16 protein-coding genes and 1 pseudogene are annotated in these 16,860 nt (G+C 59.9%); 8 read left to right on the top strand and 9 right to left on the bottom strand.

What is annotated here, in order from left to right:
- Window position 1 precedes the first annotated feature (1 nt).
- The 3 genes from G3A56_RS21385 (at window position 2) to G3A56_RS21375 (ending at window position 3,380) form a co-directional block, all read left to right on the top strand.
- The gene (locus tag G3A56_RS21385; RefSeq protein ID WP_082186021.1) at window positions 2-844 is read left to right on the top strand and encodes a class I fructose-bisphosphate aldolase; all 843 of its coding nucleotides are present in this window, start codon (window positions 2-4) and stop codon (window positions 842-844) included.
- A complete protein-coding gene (locus G3A56_RS21380) occupies window positions 837-2,339 on the top strand; it encodes an FGGY-family carbohydrate kinase (protein WP_164056822.1) in 1,503 nt (500 codons plus the stop codon). The genes G3A56_RS21385 and G3A56_RS21380 overlap by 8 nt, the downstream gene beginning before the upstream one ends.
- Before the next feature lie 135 nt (window positions 2,340-2,474).
- Window positions 2,475-3,380: a LysR substrate-binding domain-containing protein gene (locus G3A56_RS21375; protein ID WP_003497883.1), complete on the top strand. Its 906-nt coding sequence runs from the start codon at window positions 2,475-2,477 to the stop codon at window positions 3,378-3,380.
- A gap of 67 nt (window positions 3,381-3,447) precedes the next feature.
- Here G3A56_RS21375 and G3A56_RS21370 read toward each other — a convergent pair whose 3' ends face one another.
- Together G3A56_RS21370 and G3A56_RS21365 are read right to left on the bottom strand one after the other, a co-directional pair.
- On the bottom strand, window positions 3,448-4,140 hold the full coding sequence (locus tag G3A56_RS21370; protein WP_082185251.1) for an SDR family NAD(P)-dependent oxidoreductase: 693 nt from the start codon (window positions 4,138-4,140) through the stop codon (window positions 3,448-3,450).
- A 10-nt stretch (window positions 4,141-4,150) separates the two neighbouring features.
- Window positions 4,151-5,352 (bottom strand): annotated as a pseudogene (locus tag G3A56_RS21365) (pyridoxal phosphate-dependent aminotransferase).
- A 432-nt stretch (window positions 5,353-5,784) separates the two neighbouring features.
- On the opposite strand from G3A56_RS21365, the gene G3A56_RS21360 reads away from it, so the two are divergent.
- The 4 genes from G3A56_RS21360 to G3A56_RS21345 are packed head-to-tail and all read left to right on the top strand — an operon-like array spanning window position 5,785 to window position 9,733.
- The gene (locus G3A56_RS21360; protein ID WP_082185253.1) at window positions 5,785-6,717 is read left to right on the top strand and encodes an ABC transporter permease; all 933 of its coding nucleotides are present in this window, start codon (window positions 5,785-5,787) and stop codon (window positions 6,715-6,717) included.
- Complete coding sequence (locus G3A56_RS21355; RefSeq protein ID WP_082185254.1) at window positions 6,714-7,517, top strand: ABC transporter permease; 804 nt, start codon at window positions 6,714-6,716, stop codon at window positions 7,515-7,517. The genes G3A56_RS21360 and G3A56_RS21355 overlap by 4 nt, the downstream gene beginning before the upstream one ends.
- Window positions 7,518-7,542: 25 nt before the next feature.
- On the top strand, window positions 7,543-8,619 hold the full coding sequence (locus G3A56_RS21350; protein ID WP_082185255.1) for an ABC transporter substrate-binding protein: 1,077 nt from the start codon (window positions 7,543-7,545) through the stop codon (window positions 8,617-8,619).
- Between the two features lie 10 nt (window positions 8,620-8,629).
- Complete coding sequence (locus G3A56_RS21345) at window positions 8,630-9,733, top strand: ABC transporter ATP-binding protein (protein WP_082185256.1); 1,104 nt, start codon at window positions 8,630-8,632, stop codon at window positions 9,731-9,733.
- A gap of 152 nt (window positions 9,734-9,885) precedes the next feature.
- Here G3A56_RS21345 and G3A56_RS21340 read toward each other — a convergent pair whose 3' ends face one another.
- From G3A56_RS21340 to accB, 6 genes are read right to left on the bottom strand one after another with little or no spacing between them, the layout of a single operon-like run.
- Complete coding sequence (locus G3A56_RS21340) at window positions 9,886-10,653, bottom strand: 5-oxoprolinase subunit PxpA (RefSeq protein WP_082185257.1); 768 nt, start codon at window positions 10,651-10,653, stop codon at window positions 9,886-9,888.
- Between the two features lie 25 nt (window positions 10,654-10,678).
- Window positions 10,679-11,677 (bottom strand): 5-oxoprolinase subunit C family protein, encoded by a 999-nt coding sequence (locus G3A56_RS21335; protein WP_082185258.1) that lies wholly within the window; start codon window positions 11,675-11,677, stop codon window positions 10,679-10,681.
- On the bottom strand, window positions 11,674-12,387 hold the full coding sequence (pxpB, locus tag G3A56_RS21330) for a 5-oxoprolinase subunit PxpB (RefSeq protein ID WP_082185259.1): 714 nt from the start codon (window positions 12,385-12,387) through the stop codon (window positions 11,674-11,676). The genes G3A56_RS21335 and pxpB overlap by 4 nt, the downstream gene beginning before the upstream one ends.
- Complete coding sequence (locus G3A56_RS21325) at window positions 12,384-12,824, bottom strand: acetyl-CoA carboxylase biotin carboxyl carrier protein (RefSeq protein WP_082185260.1); 441 nt, start codon at window positions 12,822-12,824, stop codon at window positions 12,384-12,386. Before G3A56_RS21325 ends, pxpB begins: the two co-directional genes overlap by 4 nt.
- Window positions 12,821-14,215 (bottom strand): acetyl-CoA carboxylase biotin carboxylase subunit, encoded by a 1,395-nt coding sequence (accC, locus tag G3A56_RS21320; RefSeq protein WP_082185261.1) that lies wholly within the window; start codon window positions 14,213-14,215, stop codon window positions 12,821-12,823. Before accC ends, G3A56_RS21325 begins: the two co-directional genes overlap by 4 nt.
- Window positions 14,212-14,670, bottom strand: coding sequence for an acetyl-CoA carboxylase biotin carboxyl carrier protein (gene accB, locus G3A56_RS21315; RefSeq protein WP_082185262.1), 459 nt, complete (start codon window positions 14,668-14,670; stop codon window positions 14,212-14,214). The genes accC and accB overlap by 4 nt, the downstream gene beginning before the upstream one ends.
- A 195-nt stretch (window positions 14,671-14,865) precedes the next feature.
- On the opposite strand from accB, the gene G3A56_RS21310 reads away from it, so the two are divergent.
- Window positions 14,866-15,792, top strand: a complete 927-nt coding sequence (locus tag G3A56_RS21310) for a DMT family transporter (protein ID WP_003497859.1) — start codon at window positions 14,866-14,868, stop codon at window positions 15,790-15,792.
- Here the strand turns inward: G3A56_RS21310 and G3A56_RS21305 are convergent.
- Window positions 15,761-16,690, bottom strand: coding sequence for a DMT family transporter (locus G3A56_RS21305; protein ID WP_082186023.1), 930 nt, complete (start codon window positions 16,688-16,690; stop codon window positions 15,761-15,763). The genes G3A56_RS21310 and G3A56_RS21305 overlap by 32 nt on opposite strands.
- Window positions 16,691-16,860: the final 170 nt, after the last annotated feature.

The following is a 16,860-nucleotide window of genomic DNA, read 5'->3' as shown; positions in this document are numbered from 1 at the left end:
GATGCGGATTTCGAAAAAGGCGCGCATGAACCGGCTGTTCCGCAATGGCGGATGCCTGGACGTTGCCATCGATCATGGGGTTTGCAACGAACCGAGTTTCCTCGTCGGGCTGGAGGATATGGCGCAAACCGTCGACAGGCTGGTGGAAGCGGCTCCCGACGCCATCCAGATGGCCTACGGGCAGGCGGACCTGCTGCAGCAAAGGCCGGAGCGCGACAAGCCGGCGCTTGTCATGCGCATCGACATGGGCAACCCCTATAATTCCACGCGCCACAGAACCATGTGGTCACAACTCCAGAACTACCACGATCCGATCATCGGTGCGCTGGAAATGGATGCCGCCTGCGTCGTCGTGAACCTGTTCATGCTGCCGGACGAGCCGGAACTGTTTCGCCAATGTGTCGAGAACATCAGCCGGGTGCGCGCCGATTGCCATCGTTTCGGCATGCCGCTGATGATTGAGCCGCTGGTGATGCTGCCGAATGATGTGCGCGGCGGTTATCAGGTGGATGGCGACGCGGAAAAGATCGTCACGCTGGTGCGTCTTGCCTCGGAAATGGGAGCCGATATCATCAAGGCCGATCCCACCAGCAATCCGCAGGATTTTCACAAGGTGATCGAGGCCGCGCGTTGCCCGGTACTGGTGCGGGGCGGGGGGCGTGAGGACTTGCGCAATGTGCTGGCGAAATCGGCGGCTCTGGTGGCCGAAGGTGCGAACGGGATGGTGTATGGGCGCAACATCTATCAGCATGACAACCCGAAGGCCGTCGTTGCGGCCTTGATGGCGATCATCCATCAGGGTGCGAGTGGCGAGGAAGCATGGGACATCTATAATCGTGGCTGACAAAAATCACATATTGGGTCTGGATGTCGGCAACACGGTGATCAAGGCCGTGTTGTTCGACACAGCCGGCCGACAGGTCGCGCAACACGCCATCGACGGCCATTCGACATTTCCGCAGCCCGGTTACGTCGAGCGTGATCTTGAAGAATTATGGCGCAACGGATGCGAAGCGATCCGCCAGATTCTGGCAAAATCGTCTGTCGATCCCGCAAGCATTCTTGCGATTGGCTGCGCCGGTCACGGTAACGGTCTCTACCTGCTGGACAAGGATCAGCAGCCCCTGATCGGCATCCAGTCGCTTGACAGCCGTGCCGCCGATGTGGCGGCCGAGCTTGATCGGAAAAGCGGAGCGCAGTTGCAGGCGCGCTGCCTGCAACGACCATGGCCAGCACAAACGCCGAGCCTGCTGGCCTGGGTAAAACGGCATGCGCCCGATATGTATGCCCAGACCGGAACGGTGCTGTTCTGCAAGGATTTCGTCAATTTTCGCCTGACGGGTTGCCTTGCGAATGATATTTCCGATCTCAGCGGTGCGGGACTGCTTGCCTTCCCCGAAGCAAAGCTCGACCGGGAACTCCTGTCGCTCTATGGGCTTGATGATGCCGTTGCCTTTTTTCCACGCCTCGTGGAATCGGCGGATATTGTCGGCCATGTGACAGCTGAGGCATCGGGTCTAACGGGGCTTTCCATAGGCACCCCCGTTATTGGCGGTTTCTTCGATGTCGTCTCCAGCGCCATGGGGTCGGGCGTCATCAATGCCGGGGAGGCTTCCATCATCGCCGGCACCTGGAGCATCAATCAGGTTTTCGCGGATAAACCGGTCATCAGTCCCGATGTCTTCATGGTCACGACCTTTGGCCGCAACCGTTACGTCAATATTGAATCCAGCGCCACCTCCGCCGCCAATCTCGAATGGTACGTGCATCGTGTTCGCGCCGACCATGGCGACCATGCCTTCGAGCGCTGCAACGAATTGGTCGGTTCCGTCACGCAACGCGCTGATGATCCGTTCTTTCACCCCTTCATCTTCGGCTCGCGGCTGGGTGCGGAATTCCGTGGTGGTTTTTACGGCCTCGCGGGCTGGCATGGCGAAGGCCATATGTTGAGGGCGTTGTTCGAGGGTGTGTGTTTCGAACACCGTCGCCATATCGGCGTGCTGCGTGAAGCGGGCCTGCCTGTCGAGGGCGCCGTGATGTCCGGCGGCGGTTCCCGCAGCCAGCACTGGCCGCAGATCATGGCGGATGTTCTGGAAATTCCCCTGCGTGTCGCGGAGGCGCGTGAGACCGGCGCGCTCGGCGCGGCAATCGGTGCGGCGGTGGCGATCGGTCTCTATCCGGACTACGAAGAAGCAGTCGCGGCCATGACGCGGGTAGCGAATTCCTATGAGCCGAATGCGGGCCAGATCATGCACTACCGGCGGCGCTATGGGCTTTACGCCCAACTCACCGACCAGTTGCGCGGTTTCTGGAACGCCCTGCGTCTACAGGAGGGATAGTCGTTTTCACCTAGGGCCGCCCTGGCGCACCCCGGCGCGCCACTTGGAGAGGTCTGGGCGGGAAATGGAAGATGGACTTTGTCGGCAAATTGAGCATCTTATTCCTGCAAGCAGTAATGGGATAATCAGCAGCAGATGGATATCAGGCGCCTGAAATCGTTTATCACGATTGTCGACATGGGTAGCATAACAAGAGCGGCCGATGTGCTGCATATTGCCCAACCGGCGCTCAGCCAGCAGCTGGCAAGCATTGAGGAGCATTTCCGCCAGAAACTGTTGACCCGAAGCCAGCAGGGCGTCGTCATGACCGATGCCGGCAAGGTCGTCTACAGGCATGCGCAGGTTATTCTGCGGCAGATGGAACAGGCGCAGGCGGAGGCGCTGGAAGCGGGCGCGGTCCTGTCCGGCAAGGTTTCGGTGGGGCTTGCGCCGTTCAGCAGTGCCGCCACACTGGCACTGGGCCTTATGGAGGAAACCAAGCGGCTTCATCCCGGCATTCTGCTGCACATCACGGAAAGCGTCAGCCAGCCCTATAGTCAGATGATCATGAATGGCCGTCTGGAAATGGGGTTGATCCACGGTGTCGGGCCGATCCGAGGCGTCAAGTTCACGCCCCTGTTTCGCGAGGAATTCGTGCTCGTCGTCCATAACAGCTTCGGGGTGGAACCGGGCGATGCACCGATCACGGTTGCAGAACTGGCATTTTTGCCCTTCCTTCTGCCGCCGACCTATAATTTCGTGCGCCGCGCCATCAACCTTGCCTTCACCCGCAGCCGCAAGGATCTGATCGTGATGGCGGAGCTGGAATCGGTCAGGACCATTGCGCGCGGTGTGGATGCCGGGCTTGGCGCGACGATTACGCCCAAGGCTATCGCTAACCGCATCGTGGCGGAATCCAACCAGCAGATCGTCGTCAGGCAGATTGCAAGCCCGATGATCGAGGAAACCCTGTCCTTCTGCGTATCGGACAACACGCCGCTCTCGGAGCCTGCGCTCGCGGTGAAGGAGATATTGCTGCAGCTGGCGGAGACCCTGAAATAAAAGGCCCCAAGGCAATTCTTAAACCACGCGCCGGACCAGTTTTTCGGTCCCGCGCGTGGAAAACGCTCTAAAGCATCGATTCCCTGCGGCAGTTCACCAGCAGTTCGGCCACCGAAAGGTTGTTCGGCAGGCGGAGGAGGGTTTCCACCATTTCGGCGAGATCTTCCGGCTGGGTCATGTCCTCGCGGGTGACCTCCGTTTCGCCGGCTGTCATATCCGTTGCGATATAACCGGGGCAAAGTGCTGTCGCCCGCACGCCGCTGTCCCACAGTTCCTGCCGGATGCCGTGGGTGAGGGCGACGACGGCAAATTTCGTCATCGCATAACCGACATTGGAACCTACGCGGCGTCCAGCCAGCGAGGCGACATTGATGACCCTGCCCTGTCCGGTTTTTACGAGATGGGGAATGGCGGCGCGGGTGACCCTCAGCGGCCCCTTGACGTTGATGCGCCACATCTGGTCGAGGCTGTCCTCGCCCGCATCCATGACCCGGACTTTGGGATTTATGCCCGCGCAATTCACCAGACCGTCGATCCGGCCGTATCTTTCCGCGACGGCCTCGACCCAGGCCTCCGCCGACCCTGCCTCTTCCGCATCGTATCGGTCGGCCGAAAGCCGGCCCTTCACGTCAACGGCGTCCGGATTTCGCGCTCCCGCCGCGACGGTGAAACCGGCTTCGTGAAGCCTTTTGGCGATCGCAAGGCCAAGGCCCCGCGATGCACCGGAAACCATGATGACACGGCCACTTCCTCCCAACATGCTGTTCTCCCTATTTCATCCCATTGCAGAATTCAGCGATGCGGGTGCATCCCTCGGCCAGATTCTCCATGCTGGTGGCATAGGAAAGCCGGAAGAAGGGGCTCATGCCATAGGCCGCGCCCTGCACTGTCGCAACGTGATGTTCGGCAAGCAGCGCCATGACGAAATCGGTATCATTCTCGATCTTCGTGCCAGCCTTCGTCGTCTTGCCGATCAGCTCCCCGATATTCGGGAAGATGTAGAAGGCGCCTTCCGGCTTGTGGCAGCGAATGCCGTCAATTTCCGCAAATCTTTCGAGCACGAAGTCACGGCGCGTCTTGTAGATGTCGGCGCGCTCTTTCAGGAGATCCTGGGGGCCATCGAGAACCGCAACGGCCGCCGCCTGCACGATTGTCGCCACACCCCCGCTGTTCTGGGTGTTGACGTTGCTGATGGCCTTGATGAGATCCTTCGGGCCGCCACAGAAACCGAGGCGCCAGCCGGTCATCGCATAGGCCTTGGATGCGCCGTTGACGGTCAGAACCTGGTCGTAGAGCCGCGGTTCGACTTCTGCGATGGTGCAGAATTCGAAGTCGTCATAGATCAGATGCTCATACATGTCGTCGGTCATGATCCAGACATGCGGATGCCGCAGCATGACTTCGGCAATGGCCTTCATTTCCGCGCGGGAGCAGGCGGCACCGGTCGGGTTGTTGGGGAAGTTGAAAAGCAGCCATTTGGTTTTCGGGGTAATGGCGGCTTCAAGATCTTCGGCCCGCAGGCGAAAGCCGTTATTCTGCGGGCAGACCACCGGCACCGGCACGGCGCCCGCAAACTTGACGATATCGGCGTAGCTGATCCATGACGGCGCGGGGATCACGACTTCATCGCCCGGGTCGCAGGTGGCCATGATGGCGTTGAAGATGATCTGCTTGCCGCCGCCTGCCACCAGGATCTGGCTCGGATCATAGTCCAGATTGTTATCACGCTTGAACTTCCGCTGGATCGCGGCCCGAAGCGCTAGCGTTCCGTCTGCGGGGGGTATTTCGTATCGCCGGCAAGGGCTGCCGCATGCGCAGCCTCGACAGCGTGGGCCGGTGTGGGGAAATCCGGCTCGCCGGAAGACAGGCTGATGACCTTGATACCCTGGGCCGCAAGATCGCGGGCTTTCTGGGTCATGGCGAGCGAGGCCGAAACGGTGACGTTGTTAAGGCGTTGAGCGATGGTGGGCATGGATCATTTCCGATTGTAACGGTGAAGGGCAGGCATCTTCGCGGTGCCGGTGCTGACAAAGAGGTTACGGGAAATTCCAGCCGTTTCCCCAATACGACTTCGATGTGAGGTCATACGGGATTTTGATGCATCCGTTTCAAACGGCTGCCCGGTCCATACTCGTATGCGATGACCTCAGAGCAATAAACTATTATGCAGCCCGTCGGCTTAGCCCCTAAGCTTCAGGCAACAACAAGGGAACGACGTGTCGGGCAATATTACCCAGAGAGGTAACCGGCGCGAAAATGCACAAACATGCGACAGGGGCCGGCAAAAAGACCGGATACCTCGACAGGGAGCACACCCAGCAAATTCTAGTCATAGGGCCGGGACGACGACGTCGTTCGGCTCAACGCGATGCCTCGTGCCGTATTCAACGCGACGGGAGTATAGATGTCGGATATTGCGATCATGGAACCACATGCCCTGCCACGCCGTGGAGTTTCCGGCTGGAAAGCCATCGAGCGCCGGCTGTTTTCACCCGGCATACTCATATTGCCGCTTTTGATCTTTCTGCTGTTCTTTTTCTTTCTTCCGGCCATTCGCCTGATGACGTTCAGCGTCATGACGCAGAATTCGCAAGGGTTGATCGGCACACCCTTCACGCTTGCGCACTATATTCGCTTCTTCGAGGTCGATCTTTACCAGAAGGTGCTCTGGGCGACGATCCGCATCAGTCTCATCACCTCGGTCATCGCGGCGATACTGGCCTATCCGGTCGCAACGGTGCTGGTGCGCGGCAATATTACCACGACCCGCATCATCACCCTGATCGTCATCGCACCGCTCGCCGTCAGCGTCGTGGTCCGCGCCTATGGCTGGCAGCTTATCCTCGGCAACGGCCCAACAGGCCTCCTGAATTACGTTCTGATGAATCTCGGGATCATAGGCAGTCCGCTGACGCTGCTGTTTTCGGATGCCGCCGTCATCATCGGTTCCCTGCATATCTTCTTTCCGATGATGGTGTTGCCGCTGTCTTCCGCTCTTGGAAAGATCGATCCCAATCTGCAGCAGGCCGCCCGCACGCTGGGGGCGCCCGCTTGGAAGGTGTTCCTTCGGATCACATTTCCCCTTAGCCTTCCCGGCCTGCTGGCAGGCTTCACGCTGGTGTTCTCGCTCGCCTCCGCATCCTACGTCATTCCCGCTTTGATCGGCGGCCCTGGCTCGCAAATGCTTGGAAACATGGTCGAACAGCAGGTTCTCGCGGTCTATGACTGGCCGTTCGGCGCGACCATCGCAACCATCCTCGTCTTCATCGTTATTCTGATCAACGCCGTTTCGATGAGACTGCTCGGCGGGCGTCGTATCAAGGCAAGCGCGTCATGAACAACAAGCTGACAGGCACTCCCGCCATCGTACTTTACGCGATTACCGCCGCCATGATGGTCTTCATCCTGGCTCCGATCATCCTCGTCGTCGCCATCTCGTTCTCCGACAGTTACTTCGTCACCTTTCCGCCGCAGGGCTTCACGTTCCGCTGGTATGCAATGGTGATGCAGAACGAGGAGTTTACCGCTGGCCTGACGTTCAGCGCGGCACTGGCGGTGGCGACGACCATTCTTTCGCTAGCGCTCGGCGTTCCGGCTGCCTTCGCGCTCTCCCGCGGAAAGTTCATCGGCCGTTCGCTGATGAAGGGGCTGCTGCTTTCGCCGCTGATCTTCCCCGTGCTGGTGACCGGCCTTGCGCTGCTGCAGCTCTTCTCCGGCTTCGGCTGGATGGATACCAAGCTTAAGCTTCTGATCGCCCACACCGTGGTGACGTCGCCCTATGTGATCCGCACGGTTCTGACCAGCCTCCAGCTCGTCAATACGAGCCTTGAGGAGGCGGCGCGCACGCTTGGCGCCACCCGCTGGAAAACCTTTACGCGGGTGATCTTTCCGCAGATCGCGCCCGGCGTCGCCTCCGGCTCGATCTTCTGCTTCATGGTTTCTTTCGACAATTATCCCGTTTCGATGTGGCTGGCCGATTCCGCGAACCTGCCCGTGCCCATCGTTCTCTATCGCCAGATCGGCACGGTCTTCGATCCTTCGGTCGCGACCATGTCCACCATCATCATCGCTCTGGCGGTTACCGTCGTGCTCGTCCTCGACAGGCTGGTGGGTCTGCGCCGGGCAATGGCTATGTAAATCAACAACAAGAGGGGTACCGGAAATGACAGACAAGACCATTATCATGAAACGGCGCAGTTTTCTGACAGTCAGCGCTGCTACGCTCGCCACACCCTATTTTTATACCGCGGCTTCCGCTCAGGACCGCACCATGTATGTCGGCGTCTATAATTCGGCGCAGGGCGGGCTGATCAAGAAGGAAGTGATCCCGGCTTTCGAAAAGGAATACAAGTGCCGGGTATTGACCACCGAAGGCGCAACGCTTGCCAACATCGCGACGCTGCGCGCCACCCGCGAAAATCCGCAATATAGCGTGATGTCGATGGACGATGTCGGCGTTCCCCAGGCCAAGGAGGAGGGCCTGATCGAGCAATTGCCGGCAGATGAAATCCCCAACCTCAAGAACGTCTATTCCCGTTATCTTTTCGAAGACAATTTCGGTGTTGGTTTTGCAATTTCGATCGCCGGCCTGTTCTACAATCCGACGACGGGCAAGCCGTTCGAGAGCTACGAACAGATGTTCGACAAGAAATATGCCCGCCGCATGCTTTTGAATACGCCGAAGAACACCCAGAGCGTTCTGATGCTGATGGTGGCGGCCGCACTTGCGACCGGCAAGCCGCTGAAAGAAGCGCAATACGATACGGATGCCGGCTGGGCGAAACTTGCCGATCTGAAGCCGAACGTCCTTTCCATCTATGACGCGGAAGCGCAGACGATGATGGTTGCGCAGGGCCAGGCGGATTTCGGCGGCATCGAATATTCCAAGGCCGTCTATCCGCACACCAAAAAGGGCGTGCCGCTGGACATGACCTTCCCGAAGGAAGGCGCATTCACCGGCATCAACTCCATCGCGCTCGTCAAGGGCGGGCCGCATCGGGATCTTGCGCTTGCCTATATCAACCGCATCCTCGATCCGGGCGTGCAGAAGATGCTGTCTGAAGCCACGCTCAGCGCCCCTTCGGTCAAGGGCATCGAGTTCAGCGAAGAGACGGCGAAGTTCCTTGCCTATCCGGAAGCGAAGATGGAATCGCTCAACCTCTTCACGCCGGACTGGAAATACATCATTCCGCGCCGCGCCCAATGGCTCGAAAAATACAACCAGACCTTTAACGGCTGAGGGAACGCAGATGAAATCCGTAGAAGTCCGCCTGGAAAGACTGACCAAGCATTACAGCGGTCAGGTCGTTGCCGTCGATGATGTTTCGCTTACCGTCAAGGCAGGGGAAATCCTGGCGCTTCTCGGTCCGAGCGGATGCGGGAAAACGACGTGCCTTCGCATGATTGCGGGGCTTGTCGATCCCACTTCTGGTGAAATCGTGGTTGGTGGCAAGCCGACCACGCGCACCCCGGTTCATCGCCGCAATGTCGGCATGCTGTTTCAAAACTATGCCCTGTTTCCCCATATGACCGTTGCCGAAAACGTCGCTTTCGGCCTCGAGATGCGGGGCGTTTCCAAGGCTGATCGGCAAGGGCGCGTGAAGCAGGCGCTCGATCTCGTTCAGCTGCACGCCTTCGGCGACCGGCTACCGGCGCAGCTTTCCGGCGGCCAGCAGCAGCGTGTGGCGCTGGCGCGTGCGCTGGTGATCGAACCTTCGATGCTGCTTCTGGACGAGCCGCTTGGCGCACTCGACAAGGGCCTTCGGGAAAGCATGCAGGTTGAAATCCGCAGCCTGCAGCAGCGGCTTGGCCTCACCACCATCATGGTGACGCATGATCAGGACGAGGCCCTGACCATGGCGGACCAGATCGCCGTGATGCGGGACGGCAATCTCGAGCAGATCGCACCGGCAGGCGAAATCTACCAGAAGCCGCTGACGCGCTTCGTCGCCGGTTTCATCGGCGCCTCGAACTTCTTAGAGGCGAGCGTGGCGGAGCGCAATGGTCGCTCCGCAAGGCTGGTCACCGGTTCCGGCGTGCGGCTCGATGTCGAGGATATGGGCGCGGTTCAGGGCGACAAGGTCGTCGTAACCGTTCGCCCCGAAGCGATTTCGGTCTCACCGCTTGCGGTGGACGCAGGTGAAAACGCCAGCAATTCCACCATGGCGCGGGTGGAGCAGGTCGTTTATCGCGGTTTCATGCTGCATTATTATCTGCGTCTGGACAATGGCGAGCCGATGATCGCCTACCGGCAGACCCAAACGGAAGGGTTCACCAATGCCGTCAGCGCTGCCGGCGATCGGGTGAAGCTGAGCTGGACGAACGACAGCAATCACGTGATCCAGCTGAATTGATGCTTCTGCGGCCGGGTCGCTCAGGCGGCCCGGCTGGCGGCGGATCGAAATCCGGGCCGTATTCCATAGCCGGCAAAATTACGGCACCGCGCTCCAGACATGGAATGCGGTGCCTTGCTTTTTGTGCTTCAGGATATGAGGCGTATGCCGCTTCAGGCGACCACTTCGCGAGCCGGAACGACGCTGCCGCCGCAGGCTTCCACTTCGCTACGCACCGTGCGCGCAAGCTCGAGCGAACCGGGCGTATCGCTGTGAACGAGGATCGATCTGGCGCGAACGGGGATGATTTCACCTTCGATCGTCGTGACCGTGCCTTTTTCCAGAAACTGACGCACCCGCGCGCGCACTTTTCCCTCTTCCTTGATGACGGAATTTGGCAGCTTGCGCGGCACGAGCTGACCCTTCACATCATAGGCCCGGTCGGCGAGAAAGAGGTTGAGCACTTTCAGCCCGCAATCCAACGCGGCCTTTTCGATCAGCATGTCCGGCATCGAAAAAACGATGAGATTGGGATCGACCGCCCTGATTTTTTTCATGATCCGCTCGGCAAGGGCCGCGTCGCGGTTGATCATGTTGCCCATGGCGGCATGGAAGCTGATATGGGAGAGCGCGACATCCTGCGCCCTCGCAATCGCCGAAAGCGCGCCGAGCTGGTAGAGAACCTGCTGTTCCATTTCTTCCGCATCGACGGGAATTTCGCGGCGGCCGAAGCCGAGACGGTCGGCGAGGCCCGGATGGGCGCCGACGCCGACGCCGTTCTGTTTGGCGAGACGCACCATGCGCGCCATCATTTCCGGATCGCCCGCATGGAATCCGCAGGCGATATTTGCCGAAGAGACGACTTCCATAAGTTTCTCGTCGTCGCAGACCTTATAGACGCCGAAACCTTCGCCCATATCGGAATTAACATCGATCTTCATGGTTCCCTCTCCTTGTTTTTCAGAATTATCGTCTTGTGAACGTGCCGAGTGCGGCGGTGACCAGCGGCAGGGTCTTGCGGATATCCGCGAAATAGGCGTCGATCGCCTGTTCGACTTCCAGCGCCTCACGTACCGTCGCCTGTACGAAGCGGATGCGACTGCCGATGCGCGCCTGTCCGAGCCGCCACAGATCGCTGTCGATGATGCCAGCCATCTTGGGATAACCGCCGGCCGTATTGGCGTCGCTCATCTGGATGATCGGCTCGCCGCCCGGCGGCACCTGAACCACACCCGGAATGACGCCATAGGAACGTAATTCGACGGGAGCCGAAAGCATAAGTGGCGTGCCGGCAAGCCGGTAGCCGGTGCGGTCGCTCTGCGAGGTGATTTTCCAGGCTTCGGACCAGAAACGTTCCGCACCTTCGCCGAAAAGATCGTGTTCGGCGGCGGGAATGGCGCGCAGCAGCAATTCACCATTGTCGGACACCGGAAACATATCCGGCATCGCATCGGCAAGCGGCATGACGCCAAGGCCGTTTGCGGGCAGTGGCGAGGCCTCGGATGGCAGAAGCGCAAGCCTGTCGCCGGTGGCGAGATGGCGTCCTTCGTGGCCACCGAAGGAGCCGCGAAGCGAAGTGCTGCGCGATCCCATCACCACGGGAACATCGATGCCGCCCTGAAGGCAAAGATAGGCACGGGCATTCTTCAGCGGCGTCGAAAGCTCAAGTATTTGACCTTTTTCAGCCCGAGTGCACCAGTAGGGCGGCAGATCCGCGCCATCAAGCCGAGCCGCGCAATCCGCGCCGGTGACCGCGAAGGTCAGGGCCTCTTCGAATTCGATGCGGAAAGGGAAGGTCTGGATTTCAATCGCGGCGGCATCTTCGCCGTTGCCGACGAGGATATTGCCGACCCTGAGCGCGATGGGGTCCATCGCGCCCGTGGCGGTGATGCCGATATTGCGGTAGCCCGCGCGGCCGAGATCCTGGACGGTGTTCAGCGGACCGCAGGCAAGAATATGGATCATAGTTCGATCCTTTCAGGAAGGAAACGAACCCTGTCGCCGGGCGAAAGCACCGCCGGCTGCTCGGCCGTGGCGTCGAACATGGTGATTTCGGTGAAACCCAGCGAATTCCAGCCATTCGGCCCGGTCAGAACCGAGATGCCGGATTGCATGCCGCCGATGGTCACCATGCCCTTCAACATGCGAAGCGACGGAACTTTCTTGCGTGGCATGAAAATGCGCGGATCAAGACCGCCGAGATAACCGAAGCCAGGCGCGCTGCCGACGGCAAAAACCGTATAGGTCTGCTCGAAATGCAGGCGCACGACTTCCCTGTCCGGCAGGCCCGAATAATCGCAGATCGCGGCAAGGTCGATGGCGTGCTCACCGCCATAGGTCGTCGGCACCTCGAGGGTCTTGCCCAGAAGATCAAGTTCGCTGGTGCGTTGCCAGATGTCGAGAAGCTCGTCCTGCAAACGCCCGGCATCCTCCGGCGTGCGACGTAGCACGATCAGGAGGTTGGTCATGCCGGGTATGAGTTCGAGCACCTCGGGGCGGTCCTTCAGCGCGCGCGTCAGCGCCCAGATGCGCCGCTGCGCGGGCAAATCCAGTTCGCCGGGTGCTTCGATCAGAAAGGTCTTGTTGCCGATCATCGAGATTTTCGGCAGGCCCAGATGGGCGGGGGAAAGGTGGGGCGTTTTCAGCGAGGTATTGCTCATCGACGTCACCATCATGCTTCGGTCTTGAGAAGGGGAGAGCCATATCCGACAAGCGCGCCGGCCTCTGCCACCACTTCGGTGACGGTGCCGGCCTTGTCGGCGATTACCGGAACGATCACCGGTCCAACTGTCACGAATGCAACGATTTCTCCCTTCACAACCGATTTTCCTGTCTGAACCGGACGGTCGGGGCGTTGCGGATGCGCTGGCGTGAAGATGCCGGCAATCGGCGCGCGGGCAAGGATTTCCCCCGTCTTTGCCGACGCCCTGGCAGTCTCAGCGGGCCGTGGTGCGGCAGGAGCCTGGCCCCCTGTCATGGCGACGATCTTCAGTGACCCATCCGGCGTCTCTATTTCGATGGCGGATACGTTGTTGCGCTCAAGGTGAGCGGCAAGATCGGCAATGATGCCCGGCTCGCTGTAGCGGGATATCGAAACAGACTGTCGCTTCATTTTGAACTCCGCGCTGCAAGCCAATGTTCGAGGTAATGGATATCAGTGCCGCCTTCGGAGAAGGCCGGGTCTTGCAATATTTCCCGATGCAGCGGCAGGTTGGTGGAGACGCCTTCGATGCGTATTTCGCCAAGCGCGCGCTGCATGCGCATGATCGCCTGTTCGCGCGTCGGCGCATGGACAATGAGCTTGGCGATCAGGGAATCGTAATGCGCCGAAACGCGATAACCCGCCGTCACATGCGTATCGACCCGCACGCCGGGTCCGCCCGGCAGGTGAAGCTGGGTGATCAGACCGGGGCAGGGAACGAAGTTGTAGGGGTCCTCGGCATTGATGCGGCACTCGATCGAATGTCCCTCGCAGACGATGTCTTCCTGCGAGATTTCAAGTGGATGGCCGAGAGCGACGAGAAGTTGCTGGCGTACCAGATCCACACCCGAGGTCATTTCCGTGACCGGATGTTCGACCTGCAGGCGGGTATTCATCTCGATGAAATAAAATTCGCCGTTCTCGTAAAGAAACTCGAAGGTGCCGACGCCGCGATAACCGATCTGGCGGCAGGCTTCGACGCAGCGATTGCCGACGAAAGCCGCGACATCGGGCGGGATGCCGATGGCCGGACCTTCTTCGACGACCTTCTGGTGTCGCCGCTGCATGGAGCAATCGCGCAGACCCACCCATACGCCGCCGCCCTGGCCAGCGCAGAGAACCTGAATTTCGACATGGCGGGGATGTTCGAGAAATTTCTCGATATAGAGTTCCGGCGTTCCAAATGCGCGGCTTGCCTCTTCCCGCGTGACGAGGACGGCGTCCTGAAGAGCAGAGGCCTCGTGCACGACACGCATGCCGCGCCCGCCGCCGCCGCCGGCTGCCTTGACGATGACGGGATAGCCGATTTCGGCAGCGATTTTCGAAACCTCCGCCATGTCATCCGGCAGGGCGGAATCGGGACCGGGAACGCAGGGCACGCCGGCCTCCATCATCGCCCGCTTGGCCGCGATCTTGTCACCCATGGTGCGGATGGCGTCGGCGCGTGGACCGATGAAAACCGCACCCGCTTCCTCCACCGCTTGCGAAAACGATGCCCTTTCGGACAGAAAACCATAACCGGGGTGAACCGCACCGGCACCCGTCAGGTTCATGGCAAGCAGGATTGCCGGCACATTCAGATAGCTCTGGCCGGGAGAGGCCGGGCCGATGCAGATGGCGGTATCGGCCGCTTTCAGGTAATCCGCATCCTTGTCGGCTTCCGAATAGACCATGATGGTTTTCAGGCCGAGTTCACGGCAGGCGCGCTGCACGCGGAGTGCGATTTCGCCGCGGTTGGCGATAAGGACGCTGTCGAATGCTCTTTGTTCGGCTGCTGCCTTTGGAAGTGACGCATCCATCATTCGAACTCCAGCACCGGCTGTCCGAGTTCCACATCTTCGCCGTCATTGGCCAGAAACCGGGCGATCTTGCCGCCTCGTTCCGCCCTGACCGTGCTGAAGACTTTCATGGCCTCGATGATGAAGAGTTCCTGTCCTTCCGCAACCTCATCGCCGGCTTCGACGAAAGGCGGCGTGCCGGGGCTTGGGGCGCGATGGAAAAGACCGAATGAGGGTGCCGTGACGATGCCGGATGGTCCCGCAGCCGCTGCGGCGGATGCCGGTGCCTGTTCTTCGGCGCGCGGCGTCTCGGGTGCCGCTTCCGTCATCGGAGAAGCCTTGGGCTGCGGCGATGGCGGTGAAACGGCGCTGTTGTCGCGAATGATCCGGACCGTGGTTCCCTCCTGGCTCACGGTCAATTCGGACACTCGCGAAGAGCCGACAAACTCGATCAGTTTCTTGATCTTTTCCAGATCCATATTGGTTTCCAACGTCTTTTTCGTCCCCAAGGCGGCAGGCAAACGGATCGGAGTCCGCACCCCATTTCATCAGCAATAGCTACCATGTGGGCAGCATTGATGGGGTCAGACGAAGTTTCTATGGACACGGGTTTGAGGTTTGATATCCCGGCCCCGCGTGGTGAAACGGTTCAAAGACGTCCAGAGGAACGAACCATGGATTCCCGCAAAGGCATTCTCCTTAAAATCTCCGCTGCCCTCGCTCTGGTGCTGATGGGCGCCTGTATCAGCGGTCTCAAGGGCGAGATACCGATCGGGCAGGTCGTTTTCTTCAGATCGGCGGTGGCCATGCTGCCGCTTTGTCTGTGGATGGCCGTTCAGGGCGGATTTCGCCAACAGGTCGCCACCAGTCACATTGGCGGGCATCTGGTGAGGAGTTTTTCCGGAACCGGCGGCATGGTTTTCAGCTATCTGGCGCTTTCTTACATTCCGCTCGCCGATGCGACTGCCATCAGCTATGCCACGCCGCTCTTCACCGTCATTCTGGCGGTCTTTCTTTTGAAGGAGGTCGTCAGGATTTATCGCTGGACGGCGGTGGTTTTCGGGTTGTGCGGCATTGTGCTTATCCTGTCGCCCCATTTTTCCTTCGATGTTTCCGATATCTCTTCCGGCACGAGCGTTGCCATGCTCGGCGGTCTTTTCGGTCTGGCCGCCGCTTTTTTCTCCGCCATATCGATGATCCAGATAAGGCATCTGACGCAAAGCGAAAATACCGGCGCGATCATCTTCTATTTCACGCTCCTCACGACGGTCATCGGCTTTGCAAGCATCGGCATGGGCTGGAAAATGCCGACTGTCTGGCAATGGACCCTGCTGATCGGAACCGGTCTCATCGGCGGTATCGCGCAGATACTGGTGACGCTCAGCCTGCGTTATGCGGAGGCTTCGCTGCTGGCGCCCTTCGATTATACCACGATGATCTGGGCGCTGTTGATCGGTTACACCTTCATGGATCAGGTGCCCGCGCTGACGACCCTTCTCGGAGCCTCGATCGTGGTTGCCGCCGGCCTGTTCACGCTGTGGCGCGAAAGGCGGCTGCACAAAAAGCGCGTCACCGAACAGCTGACGCTGTCGGCTCCCTAACAGCCTGTTTCGCCAGTCGGTTTTCACGCCACATGGCGAACAGCCCGGCGGCGATGACGGTGAGTGCACCCACAATCGTCGCGCCCGTCGGCACCTCGGCCATGAAGAGATAACCGAGGGCGATTGCCCATATCATTGTGGTGTAGTCGAAGGGCGCCAGCAGCGAGGCCTGGGCGTGGCGCAGGCTGAGCGTCATGGTGATCTGGCCGATGCCGCCGGCAAGCCCGCCGCCGGCGAGCAGCAGGAACTGGTGAAAATCCGGCATCTTCCAGCCAAATCCGATCGTGGCGAAGCCGGCGACGACACCCGCTAGCGTATAGATGAGCACGATGCGTGATGGCTTTTCGATACTGTTCAGGTGGCGGACGGCGATGGAGGAAAAGGCGGCGCAAAGTGCGCCGGTCAGCGCCAGCGCCGTTCCGATCATGGCGATGCTGTCGATCTGGGCGGGGCCTGAGGCGGCATCTAGGACGAGGTTCGGCGACAGGGTGATGAAGACGCCGATGAAGCCGGTCAGCACTGCGGACCAGCGGTATATCCGCACTTTTTCGCGCAGCAGCAGCGCCGCCAGCATGATGGTGAAAAGCGGGGTCGTGTAGCTCAGCACCGTCACATTCACCAGCGGCAGATACGCAAGCGCCAGAAAGCCGAAGAACATGCCGCCGAGCCCGGCCGAGCTGCCCGCAAGCAGTCTGCCGATATTTTTCGCGGCCGGAATGGTTATTCGCTCGGAGGAGGCAAGAAACCAGAAACAGAGGGGAATGAGGGCAAAAAAGCCCCGGCAGAAGACGACTTCGCCAACCGGGATCGCTCCGTCCAGCCCCTTCACGCAGGCGGACATGACAGTGAATGCCAGCATGGCCGCCAGCTTGAACAAAATACCTTTTTTAGGATCCATCGCGCTCCCCATCGCAGCCATGACCGTGTCATGGTGGAAGGGCGGAGAAAAGCCATAGCCGGCTACCATAAGAATCTTGTCTTACCCCATCGCCGCTCTACCAAGCGCCCGGAAAGGTGGCGGGAGAGCCGAACCGCCCGACAAAGGTCTTTTTGCCCTAGGCCCGGGCG

It is taken from the genome of Rhizobium oryzihabitans (assembly GCF_010669145.1).
GTDB lineage: Bacteria > Pseudomonadota > Alphaproteobacteria > Rhizobiales > Rhizobiaceae > Agrobacterium > Agrobacterium oryzihabitans.
Note: the sequence above shows the minus strand (reverse complement) of the source record. Positions and strands in the feature narration are given on the sequence as shown.

What these genes read in the sequence shown, in the direction of transcription:
- G3A56_RS21370 (WP_082185251.1), bottom strand. Translation starts at nt 4,140, where the DNA reads ATGTTGGGAGGAAGTGGCCGTGTCATCATGGTTTCCGGTGCATCGCGG.
- G3A56_RS21360 (WP_082185253.1), top strand. Translation starts at nt 5,785, where the DNA reads ATGTCGGATATTGCGATCATGGAACCACATGCCCTGCCACGCCGTGGA.
- G3A56_RS21340 (WP_082185257.1), bottom strand. Translation starts at nt 10,653, where the DNA reads ATGAAGATCGATGTTAATTCCGATATGGGCGAAGGTTTCGGCGTCTAT.
- accC (WP_082185261.1), bottom strand. Translation starts at nt 14,215, where the DNA reads ATGATGGATGCGTCACTTCCAAAGGCAGCAGCCGAACAAAGAGCATTC.
- G3A56_RS21345 (WP_082185256.1), top strand. Translation starts at nt 8,630, where the DNA reads ATGAAATCCGTAGAAGTCCGCCTGGAAAGACTGACCAAGCATTACAGC.
- G3A56_RS21350 (WP_082185255.1), top strand. Translation starts at nt 7,543, where the DNA reads ATGACAGACAAGACCATTATCATGAAACGGCGCAGTTTTCTGACAGTC.
- G3A56_RS21310 (WP_003497859.1), top strand. Translation starts at nt 14,866, where the DNA reads ATGGATTCCCGCAAAGGCATTCTCCTTAAAATCTCCGCTGCCCTCGCT.
- G3A56_RS21375 (WP_003497883.1), top strand. Translation starts at nt 2,475, where the DNA reads ATGGATATCAGGCGCCTGAAATCGTTTATCACGATTGTCGACATGGGT.
- G3A56_RS21385 (WP_082186021.1), top strand. Translation starts at nt 2, where the DNA reads ATGCGGATTTCGAAAAAGGCGCGCATGAACCGGCTGTTCCGCAATGGC.
- G3A56_RS21355 (WP_082185254.1), top strand. Translation starts at nt 6,714, where the DNA reads ATGAACAACAAGCTGACAGGCACTCCCGCCATCGTACTTTACGCGATT.
- G3A56_RS21335 (WP_082185258.1), bottom strand. Translation starts at nt 11,677, where the DNA reads ATGATCCATATTCTTGCCTGCGGTCCGCTGAACACCGTCCAGGATCTC.
- G3A56_RS21325 (WP_082185260.1), bottom strand. Translation starts at nt 12,824, where the DNA reads ATGAAGCGACAGTCTGTTTCGATATCCCGCTACAGCGAGCCGGGCATC.
- G3A56_RS21305 (WP_082186023.1), bottom strand. Translation starts at nt 16,690, where the DNA reads ATGGATCCTAAAAAAGGTATTTTGTTCAAGCTGGCGGCCATGCTGGCA.
- pxpB (WP_082185259.1), bottom strand. Translation starts at nt 12,387, where the DNA reads ATGATGGTGACGTCGATGAGCAATACCTCGCTGAAAACGCCCCACCTT.
- accB (WP_082185262.1), bottom strand. Translation starts at nt 14,670, where the DNA reads ATGGATCTGGAAAAGATCAAGAAACTGATCGAGTTTGTCGGCTCTTCG.